Raw genomic sequence first — 10085 nt, forward strand, 5'->3', positions numbered from 1 at the left:
GCGCGAGGCCGGTCTCGCGCAGCACGGCCCGGGCCCGGCCGGGCCCGGGGAGGCCGGCGACCCGGTCGCCCTGCTGGCCGAGCGGGCGGGTGCCGGGCACGCGCCGACCCTGGCGGCGCTGGACCGGGCCGGCCGCGCCCTGGGCCTCGCCCTCGCGTCCGCCGTCGACCTCATCGACCCGGACGGCCTCGTCCTCGGCGGCACCTACGCCGAACTGGCCGAGTGGCTGCTGCCGTCCGTCCGGGCCGAGCTGGCCGACCGGATCACCGTCCGGCCCTGGGCCTCGGAGGCGCTGCGCCCGTCCGTCCTGGGCCGGCGCGGGCCCGTGCTGGGCGCGGCGCAGACCACGGTCCGCCGGATCATGGCGGACCCCACCCTGCTCCCGGCGGGGTGACCCCCGGACCCGGTGCGCGGGGCCCGGGGTGCCCGGGTCAGTCGTGCTCGACCACGACCGTCGCGTGCCCGTCCGGCAGCCGGCCACGGGCGAACACCCCGGTCCGGGGGCGGGGCCACCCCAGGGCCTGTCCCGCCCCATCGGTCCGCGGTCAGTAGCCGTGGATCATCTTGTACGCGACCTCGGGCAGGAACTGTCCCGCCGCGGACCCCGCGCCGACGCCGCAGTTGCCGTCGGACTCGCCGGGCACCTTGATCCACAGCAGCATCTCGGCGCCGCCGCCCCACGTCGACGCGGTCCCGATCCTGCGCCCCGCCGGGTTGCACCACGCGCCGTCGGACCCGTTGCCGTTGCGGCTGGTGTCGATGACGAACGGCTTGGTGAAGCCCTTCGTCGACCGCAGGGCCGCGTTGACCGCGTTGGCGTAGGCGACGTTCTCCCCGGTGGTGAGGTAGTTCGACACGTTCAGGGAGAAGCCGTGGGCACCGGCCACCCCCGCCGCGGCCAGGTGCCGGGCCATCGTGTCGGCACTCAGCCAGGCCGGGTTGCCGGCGTCCAGGTAGACCCGGGCGTTCGGCGCCTTGGCGGTGAACTGCCCGATGGCGTCGGTCAGCAGCGCGTTGCGTTCCGAGATCTGGGCCGGGGTCATGCAGCTCTCGTCGCCGAGGGAGTCGGGTTCGAGGACGACCACCGCCGGCCGGTTGCCGATGCCGGTGGCGAAGGCGGCGATCCAGGCCCGGTAGTCGGCGGCGCTGCCGGCCCCGCCGCCGGACTGGCCGGCGCAGACGTCCCGGTCGGGGATGTTGTACGCCACCATGATCGGCAGCTTGCCGGCGGCGGCGGCCGCGCCGGTGTAGGCACCGGTCGCGGCCCCGATGGGGCCGCTCCAGTTGCCGAACCAGCGTCCCGTCGGCACGTTGGCGATCGACGCCTGGATCGCGGGGGCGCGGCCGTCGCCGCGGTTGGCGTCGACCCACCGCTGCGCGCTGGAGTCGGGGTCGGCGTAGAAGCCGTCGGCGAGCGGGGCGGGGTCGGCGGCGTGGGCGGTCCCGGGGTGGAGCGCGAGAAGGACGGCGGTCAGCGCGGGTGCCATGAGCAGGGACAGCCGGCGGCTCGATCGGCGCATGGGGGATTCCTCCGCTACGGGGTGGGGGTGGGTGGGAGCTCCTGAACGGTGATGGTCGGGTGGAGTCGGCGGGTGTGGTCGAGCGGGCGGACCGGACCGGTGAGGCGCAGCGGCACGGTGAAGCGGGCATCGGTGCTGGAGGCGGAGATCCGCAGCTCCAGTGCGCCGGGTTCGACGATCCGCCGGCCGTCGCGCCCGGTGAAGGAGGCCAGGTCGGCCGGGAGGGTCAGTTCCACCCGGCAGCCGGTGCCGGTGTCCAGCGGGATCCGCCGGTAGCCGACCAGCCGTTGCACCGGCTGCACCACGGTGGCCACCGGGTCGTGCAGGTAGAGCTGCACCACCTCGGCGCCCGTCCGCGCACCGGTGTTGCGCAGCTCGAAGGAGAGCCGGAACTCGCCGTCGGTGCCGGCCGCGGCCACGGCCACGTCGAGCCCGGACCACGTGAACTCGCTGTAGCCGAGGCCGTGTCCGAACCCGAAGGCGGGTGTCGGGTCGGCGCTGGACACCTCGCCGGCCTGGGCCAGCCGCGCGGCCAGGTAGGTGGACGGCTGGACACCGGGATGCCCGGGCACGGAGACCGGAAGCCGGCCGGACGGGTTGACCCGCCCGCCGAGCACGCCCGCGAGGGCCCGGCTGCCCTCCTCGCCGGGGAAGAAGCACTGGACGATCGCCGCCGCCTCGGTGACCGCGCGCCCGAGCGCGTACGGCCGCCCGGCCAGCAGGGCGAGCACCACCGGCGTCCCGGCGTCCAGCAGGGCTTCGAGCAGTTCCCGCTGCCGGCCGGGCAGTTCGAGCGAGGCGGCGTCGCAGCCCTCGCCGCTGGTGCCGCGTCCGAAGAGCCCGGCCCGGTCGCCGAGGACGAGCACCACGACGTCGGCCCGCCGGGCGGCCCGCACGGCCTCGGCGATGCCTCCGGTGTCCTCGCCGTCGACCGTCACGCCGCGCACCGTGCGCAGCTCGCTGCCGGGGAACTCGCCCGCCAGGGCCTCGCGCACGGTCGGGAGTCGGATGCCGAGCGGGGTCTGCGGATGCTGGGCGCCGACGTGCACAGGGAAGGAGTAGCAGCCGAGCACGGCGGTGGGCTCGTCCGCGTTCGGGCCGATCAGCGCGATCCGGGCGGCGCCGCGCAGCGGCAGGACGCCGTCGTTGCGCAGCAGCACCACGGCCTGCTCGGCGATCTCCGCGGCGAGCGCGCGGTTGGCGGGCGGGTCGAGGTCGACCAGGCCGCGCAGCGCCTCGGGAGCGCCCGGGTCGGTGTCGGCGAGGGCGGCGGGGACCGGGCTCCAGTCGGGGTCCAGCAGTCCCAGCCGGATCTTCTGCAGGAGGACGCGGCGCAGCGCCCGGTCGACCAGGGCCTCGGGGAGGGCGCCGGCCCCGACCGCGTCGAGCAGCGGCTGCCCGAAGGTCTTCACGGTCGGCAGTTCGACGTCGATGCCGCTGGTCAGGGCGAGCCGGGCGGCGTCGGACCAGTCCTCGGCCACGCCGTGCAGGGTGTGGAGGAAGGCGATGCCGAAGTAGTCGGCGACGACCGTGCCGGTGAATCCCCAGGCGTCCCGGAGCAGGCCGGTGAGCAGGGCCTCGTCGGCGGAGGAGGGCAGGCCGTCGGTGTCGGTGTAGGCGGGCATGACCGAGCGGGGCCGACCCTCGCGGACGGTCATCTCGAAGGGCGGCAGGACGACGTCGGCGCGTTCGCGCGGGCCCATGGAGACGGGGGCGAGGTTGCGCCCGGCCCGGGACGCCGAGTACCCGGCGAAGTGCTTGAGGGTGGCGACGATCCCGGCGGCCTCCAGGCCCTGGACGTAGGCGGTGGCGACGGTGCCGACCAGGTACGGGTCCTCGCCGATCGTCTCCTCGACCCGTCCCCAGCGGGCGTCGCGGACCACGTCGAGCACCGGCGCGAGGCCCTGGTGCACCCCGACGGCCCGCAGGTCGCGCCCGATGGCGCCGGCCATCGTGCGGACCAGCTCCGGGTTGAAGGTGGCCCCCCAGGACAGCGGCACGGGGTAGGCGGTGGCGCCCCAGGCGGCGAAGCCGGCCAGGCACTCCTCGTGGGCCAGGGCCGGGATGCCGAAGCGGTTGGCGGCGACGATCCGCTGCTGGCTGCGCAGCACCGAGAGCGCGCCGAGCGCCGGGTCGACCGGTGCGGTGCCGAACGGCCGGGTCAACTGGCCGAGCCCGTGGGGCAGCAGGGTGCCGAGGTCGGGCGGCTGCTCCATCTCGTGCTGGTGCGGGGCGACTTCGTCGCCCGAGTCGCCGGCGCCCACCCAGACGCCGACCAGTTGGGCGGTCTTCTCCCGCAGGGTCATCGCGGCGATCAGGGCGTCCGCCCTGGCCTCCGGGGTGAGCGTGGTGTCCCGCCACGGGGGCGCGGGCTCGGGGTCGCGGTGGTGGTTCACTTTCCTCCCACCCCCATCAGGCCCTGGACCAGGGCGCGACGGGCGAACAGGTAGACGGCGAGGACGGGGAGCACGGACAGCACCACGGCGCTGAGCAGTCCGGGCACGTCCACGCCGTGCTCGGTCTGGAACTCGTACAGGCCGAGGGTCATGACCTTGGTGGCGTCGGACTGGGTGAGGATCAGCGGGAAGAGGAAGCCGTTCCAGGCCTGGAGCGCGGCGAAGACCACGATCGAGGACAGGCCGCCCTTGGACAGCGGCAGGACCAGCTGCCGGAACACCCGTGCCGGGGACGCGCCGTCCATCGTCATCGCCTCGTACAGCTCGGGGGTGATGTCGCGCATCGCACCGGTCAGCACCAGGGTGCAGACCGGCAGGCAGAAGGCGGCGGTCGGCAGGATGACACCGATCAGGTGGTCGTACAGGCCGCTCTTGCTGATGAGGTAGAACATCGGCACGATCACCGCCTGGGCGGGGATCGCCAGACCGAGCAGGAACATCCGGAACACCCAGCCGGTGGCCCGGCCGGGGGCGCGCACGATGGCGTAGGCGAGGGGCGGGACGACCAGCAGCACGATGGCGACCACGCTGACGGTGACGACCAGGGTGTTGAGGAAGTCCTTTCCGAAGCCGTTCGACAGGTCGGCCAGGTAGTTGTCCAGGGTCCACCGCGCGGGCGGCTTCAGCGGGCCCTCGGTGGAGTAGTCGGAGCGGGTGCGGAAGGTGGCGATCAGCAGCACGTACAGCGGCAGGCCGACCAGCAGCAGCCACACCAGGGAGCCGAACCCGGCCAGGACGTTGGGGCGCCGGCGCATCAGAGGCCCTCCGCCGTCCCGCGCATCCGGTCGTAGCCGGAGAGCCGGACCACCGCGAGCGAGATCAGGGTGGCGACCACGACGAGGACCAGGGCGATGGCCGAGCCCGCGCCGAAGTCGAAGCTCTTGAAGGCCTTCTGGTACATGTGGAAGGCGGTGACGGTGGTGTCGGTGCCGGGGCCGCCCTGGGTGAGGATCAGCACCGTGTCGAAGGTGGTCAGCCCGCCGACCACCATCAGGATCACCGAGGTGATGACGGTGTTGCGCAGCTGCGGCAGGGTGATGTGGAGGAACTGCCGTACCCGGCCGGCCCCGTCGACGGCCGCGGCCTGGTAGAGCACCCGGGGGACGGCCCGGGCGCCGCCCTGGTAGAGCAGCGCGTGCAGCGGCGTGAACTGCCACATGCCGACGAAGGTCAGCACCCCGATCGCGCCGCTCCGGCTGCCGAGCAGGTTGCCGTCGCCGAACAGCCGGGGGAGTTCGGCCGGCACGCCGAAGTTGGGGTCGAGGACGGCCCGCCACACCACCGAGACGGCGGTCGCCGACAGCAGCAGCGGTACGAAGTAGATCGCCGAGAGCACGGCCCGGTTGCGCTGCCGCCCGGCGGCCCAGACGCCGAGCAGGATGCTGACCGGCGTCTGCGTCACCACGCCGAGCGCGGTGAGCAGCAGGGTGGTCCAGACGGACTGGAGCATCACCGGGTCGTCGAGGAGGCCGGCCCAGTTGTCCAGGCCGTTGAAGCGCGGCTCGCCGATGCCGTCCCAGCTGGTGAAGGAGAGCACGGCGACCAGCAGCAGCGGCACGATCGCGAACAGCAGGAAGAACACGCCCGCGGGCACCGCCCAGACGACGCCCGGGCGGGTCGCCCCCGTGCCGGACCGCGTGCCGCGCGTCATGAGGCCGGCAAGGCCTGCATGGCCTTGACGAAGCCGTCGGCGTCGGTCCTGCCGTCGAAGAACTGCTGGACGGCGGTGTAGATCGGGGTCATGGCGCTCGGCGGATAGGCCTGGTCCCAGGAGAGCTGGAACGAGGGCGCGGCCTTGACCAGCTCGTACTGGTCCTTGGAGTAGGCGGGGCTGGCCGAGAGGTGGAGGAAGTCGGCGGTGCCGGTGGTGGTCGGCAGGTTGCCGACGGCGAGCTGCGCCTTCACGAACTCCTCGGAGTACATCAGCTTGAGGAAGGCCGCGACGGCGTCCGGGTGCTTGGTCCTCTTCAGCACGGAGTAGAAGTTGTTGGTGTTGCCGACGACGTCCGCGGGATCGCCCTTGCCGCCGTTCACGGCCGGGAAGGCGGAGTAGCCGAGGCCGGACGCGGCGAAGTCGGGGTTGGCGTCCTGCTGGGTGGAGTAGTACCAGGAGCCCATCAGCTCGAAGGCGGCCTTGCCCTTGGCGACCAGGGCCGGGGATCCGCCGTCGGTGAACTTCACGGAGTCGGCGTTGCTCCCGAAGGCCCCGGCGTCGACCAGGTGCTTGAGGGCGGCCAGTGCCTTGCGGCTGTCCTCGCTCTCCCAGGCCGTCCGGTCACCGCTCAGTGCGCGTTGGAACAGGCCGGGGCCGGCCACGCGGTCGTACAGGTACTCGAGCCACATCAGGGCGGGCCACCGGTCGCCGCCGCCGAGGGCGATCGGGGTGATGCCCTTGGCCTTCAACGCCCTGGTGGCGTCGAGCAGTTCGTCCCAGGTCCTGGGCGGGGTGAGCCCGGCGTCCGCGAGTACCTTCTTGTTGTGGAACAGCAGCACCGGCTGGGTGCCGCGCATCGGCACGCCGTACGGCTTGCCGTCCACCACCGCGGAGTTGAACACCGAGGGCAGGAAGTTGTCCTTCAGCCCGGGGTCCTCGGCGATGAAGCCGCCCAGCGGGAGCAGCAGGTCCGCCTTGACGAACGGCCGGATGGAACCGCCGCCCCAGTTGAAGAACACGTCCGGGGCCCGCGGGGTGTTGATGACGGTCTGCAGCTTCTGCTGGTAGTCCGCGCCGGGCACCGTGTCGAGCACCGCCTTGACCCCGGAGGTCCGGTTGAAGGCCTCGACGATCTGCTTCTCGACCTTGTTGGCGGCGTCGCCGTAGACCAGGACGTGGATCGTCCCGGAGCCGGAGTCGGCGGAGCTGCCGCCGGATCCGCAGGCCGCTGTCATCCCCAGGACGAGCGCGGTGGCCGCGGTGATCGCGGCGATTCTCGATCGCATACATTGCCTTCTAACGAATGTTTCGAGCAAGTTGCCGAATGTTGTGGGAAACCTAGGGCCGTCCTGACCGTCCGTCAAGGGCTCCGGCAGGGCCGGACCGACCGCTCGGCGGGCTAGCATCCCTGCCGTACGGTCACCCACGACGGAGTCCGCCCAGCCGGGCAGTGCAGGAGGAACCCGTGACCAGAGCGGCGACGCTCGCCGAGATCGCGCAGGAGGCCGGGGTCTCCGCGCCGACGGTTTCGAAAGTCCTGAACGGCCGGGCCGATGTCGCCCCGGCCACCCGGGAGCGGGTGGAGGAGCTGCTGCACCGGCACGGCTACCGGCGCCGCGGCGGCGGCCGCCCGGCGAGCCCGCTGCTGGAGCTGGTCTTCCACGAACTGGAGAGCGCCTGGGCGGTGGAGGTGATCCGCGGGGTGGAGAACGCGGTGCGCGAGGAGGGGCTGAGCATCGTGCTCTCCGAGTCCGCCGGACGGCTCAGCCCCGGCCAGTCCTGGGTCGACGGGGTGCTCGCCCGCCGGCCGACCGGCGTGGTGCTGGTGCTGTCCGACCTGAACCGCGCCCAGCGGGACCAACTGGCCGGCCGCGGCATCCCGTTCGTGGTGATGGACCCGGCCGGCGACCCGGGCCAGGACGTGCCCGCCGTCGGCACCACCAACTGGGACGGCGGCCTCGCCGCCACCCGCCACCTGCTCGACCTCGGCCACCGCCGGATCGGCCTGATCGGCGGCCCGGCCCGGATGATGTGCAGCCGCGCCCGGGCCGACGGCTACCGGGCGGCGCTCGACATGGCGGGCATCCCGTACGACCCGGCCCTGGTCCGCGAAGGCGACTTCCACCACGAGTCCGGACGGCGGGTCGGCCTGGAGCTGCTGACCCTCCCCGACCGGCCGACCGCCGTGTTCGCCGGGAACGACCTCCAGGCGCTCGGACTGTACGAGGCCGCCCGTGAACTGGGGCTGCGCGTCCCGGAGGAGCTCAGCGTGGTCGGCTTCGACGACCTGCCGCTGGCCCGCTGGGTGGGCCCGCCGCTGACCACCGTGCGCCAGCCGCTGACCGAGATGGCCGAGACCGCGGCCCGGTTGGTGATCGACCTCGCCCGCGGGGTGCGGCCCGGCACGCTCCGGGTGGACCTGGCCACGAGTCTGGTCGAGCGCAGCAGCACCGCCCCGCCCGCGAACGGTTGACGGCGCGTCGGACCGGCCCTATGGTCCCCGAAGGATCGGTGAGCCGTTCGAAACTTTCGAGGCCTTCTGGCCGGTCCACGACTCGCCGTTCCACGCCCCACCGCACGTCCACCTCTTCGCCACCCCGACAGAGAAAAGGACCACGCCGGTGTCGATCCGTCCGTTCCGCACCCCCCGTCCGAGGCGTTCCCGCCGCGTCGTCGGCGCCCTCGCCGCCACCGCCGCGACCGCCCTCGCATCCGTCGCCGCCCTGCTGCCGGCCGGCCAGGCCGGCGCGGCGGGGACCACCCTGCGCTCGCTCGCCGAGGCGAAGGGGATCTACTTCGGTACCGCCATCACCCAGGGCGACCTGAACAACGCCGCCCTCACCGCCGTCGCGGGCAGCCAGTTCGGCATGCTCACCCCCGCCAACGAGATGAAGTGGGACACCGTCGAGCCCTCGCGCGGCAGCTTCGACTACGCCCCCGCCGACCGGCTCGTCGCCTTCGCCCAGGCCCACTCGATGCGCATGCGCGGCCACACCCTGGTCTGGCACAGCCAACTGCCGTCCTGGGTGAGCGCCCTGCCCGCGAGCCAGGTGCAGGCCGCGATGCGCAACCACATCACCAACGAGGTGGGCCACTACAAGGGCAAGCTCTACGCCTGGGACGTGGTGAACGAGATGTTCAACGAGGACGGCAGCTTCCGCGCCGACGCCTTCCACAACGCCATGGGCGTCGGCTTCGTCGCCGACGCGCTGCGCACCGCCCGCGCCGCCGACCCGAACGTCAAGCTGTACCTGAACGACTACAACATCGAGGGCCTGAACGCCAAGAGCGACGCCATGTACAACCTGGTGAAGTCGCTCAAGAGCTAGGGCGTCCCGCTCGACGGCGTCGGCTTCCAGGCCCACTTCGTCCTCGGCCAGGTCCCCTCGTCCCTGAAGGCCAACCTCCAGCGGTTCACCGCGCTCGGCGTCGACGTCGCCGTCACCGAGCTGGACGACCGCGTGCGGCTCCCCGCGAGCGGCACCGCCCTGGCGCAGCAGGGGCGCGACTACGCCACGGTGATCAACACCTGCCTGGCCGTCCGCGGCTGCGTGGGCATCACCCAGTGGGGCGTCGGCGACGGCGACTCGTGGATCCCCGGGACCTTCCCCGGCTACGGCGCCGCCACCCTGTATGACGACAACTACCAGGCGAAACCCGCCCACGCCGCCTCGGTCGCCGCCCTCGGCGGTAGCGCCGCCCCGCCCTCGCCCACGCCGTCCACCCTGGGCCCCACGCCCGCCGCCTCCTGCACGGTGAGCGGATCGGTCAGCAGCTGGGACACCGGTCTGGTCGAGAACCTCGCCATCACCAACACCGGCTCCACCGCCGTCAGCGGCTGGAACCTGGCCCTCGACCTGCCCGCCGGCCAGACCGTCACCTCCGCCTGGAACGCCGCGATCGATCCGCCGGCCGGCCGGGTCACCGCCAGGAACGTCGAGCACAACGGCACGATCGCCCCCGGTACGTCGACCTCCTTCGGCTTCCAGGCCACCCACACCGGCGACGTCTCGCTGCCTACGGGGTTCAGCCTCGACGGCACCCCCTGCACGACCGCCTGACGCCGCTCGGCGCACACCACCGGCGCCGGGCCGCGGGCCGCCCTGCCGCGGTTCGATGGTCCGCGCACACCGGATCGTCCGGCCGCCGGTGGTGTGCCGGGCGCCCCAGCCCCGGGCGAGCCGGGCGACCAGCACCAAGCCCCGGCCACCCTCGTCGAAGGAGCGGGCCCGGCGCAGGTGGGAGCGGCTGGTACTGCAACGGTGTTTACCGTGACGTTCGTTGGGCTCGTTCGTTGGGCTGTTCATGGGTGGGGACATATCCGAGGTTGATGCTCGTTTCTGGTCGGATGGGTTGGCCGGGCTGCACGAGCGGTTTGCGCAGCGGTTCGCGCGGAGTGAGTCGCGGGAGTCCGCGCTGGTGTATATGCGGGGTCTGCTGGCGCCGTTGGAACGG

Annotated in this window: 8 protein-coding genes and 2 pseudogenes; 5 read left to right on the forward strand and 5 right to left on the reverse strand. The window is 73.1% G+C overall.

Annotated features, from left to right (window positions below):
- On the forward strand, positions 1 to 394 hold a 394-nt coding region (locus ACFWP2_RS39230; protein ID WP_380460871.1), incomplete at its 5' end, for an ROK family protein.
- A gap of 151 nt (positions 395 to 545) precedes the next feature.
- Here the strand turns inward: ACFWP2_RS39230 and ACFWP2_RS39235 are convergent.
- The 5 genes from ACFWP2_RS39235 to ACFWP2_RS39255 form a co-directional block, all read right to left on the reverse strand.
- Positions 546 to 1520 carry a glycoside hydrolase family 6 protein gene (locus tag ACFWP2_RS39235; protein WP_380460873.1) on the reverse strand — a complete coding sequence of 325 codons (975 nt, stop codon included), beginning with the start codon at positions 1518 to 1520 and terminating at the stop codon, positions 546 to 548.
- A gap of 14 nt (positions 1521 to 1534) precedes the next feature.
- Positions 1535 to 3826 carry a beta-glucosidase gene (locus ACFWP2_RS39240; protein WP_380460883.1) on the reverse strand — a complete coding sequence of 764 codons (2292 nt, stop codon included), beginning with the start codon at positions 3824 to 3826 and terminating at the stop codon, positions 1535 to 1537.
- Between the two features lie 86 nt (positions 3827 to 3912).
- Complete coding sequence (locus tag ACFWP2_RS39245; protein ID WP_380460875.1) at positions 3913 to 4731, reverse strand: carbohydrate ABC transporter permease; 819 nt, start codon at positions 4729 to 4731, stop codon at positions 3913 to 3915.
- Positions 4731 to 5627 (reverse strand): carbohydrate ABC transporter permease, encoded by an 897-nt coding sequence (locus ACFWP2_RS39250; RefSeq protein WP_380460877.1) that lies wholly within the window; start codon positions 5625 to 5627, stop codon positions 4731 to 4733. The genes ACFWP2_RS39245 and ACFWP2_RS39250 overlap by 1 nt, the downstream gene beginning before the upstream one ends.
- Positions 5624 to 6916: an ABC transporter substrate-binding protein gene (locus tag ACFWP2_RS39255; protein ID WP_380460879.1), complete on the reverse strand. Its 1293-nt coding sequence runs from the start codon at positions 6914 to 6916 to the stop codon at positions 5624 to 5626. Before ACFWP2_RS39255 ends, ACFWP2_RS39250 begins: the two co-directional genes overlap by 4 nt.
- A gap of 179 nt (positions 6917 to 7095) precedes the next feature.
- On the opposite strand from ACFWP2_RS39255, the gene ACFWP2_RS39260 reads away from it, so the two are divergent.
- The 4 genes and pseudogenes from ACFWP2_RS39260 to ACFWP2_RS39275 form a co-directional block, all read left to right on the forward strand.
- A complete protein-coding gene (locus ACFWP2_RS39260) occupies positions 7096 to 8103 on the forward strand; it encodes a LacI family DNA-binding transcriptional regulator (RefSeq protein ID WP_380460881.1) in 1008 nt (335 codons plus the stop codon).
- A gap of 148 nt (positions 8104 to 8251) precedes the next feature.
- Positions 8252 to 9295 (forward strand): annotated as a pseudogene (locus ACFWP2_RS39265) (endo-1,4-beta-xylanase); the annotation flags it as partial.
- Between the two features lie 90 nt (positions 9296 to 9385).
- A complete protein-coding gene (locus ACFWP2_RS39270) occupies positions 9386 to 9691 on the forward strand; it encodes a cellulose binding domain-containing protein (protein WP_380460885.1) in 306 nt (101 codons plus the stop codon).
- A 244-nt stretch (positions 9692 to 9935) separates the two neighbouring features.
- Positions 9936 to 10085, forward strand: a pseudogene (locus ACFWP2_RS39275) (IS701 family transposase); the annotation flags it as partial.

The organism is Kitasatospora sp. NPDC058444 (genome assembly GCF_042721415.1).
Lineage (GTDB): Bacteria > Actinomycetota > Actinomycetes > Streptomycetales > Streptomycetaceae > Kitasatospora.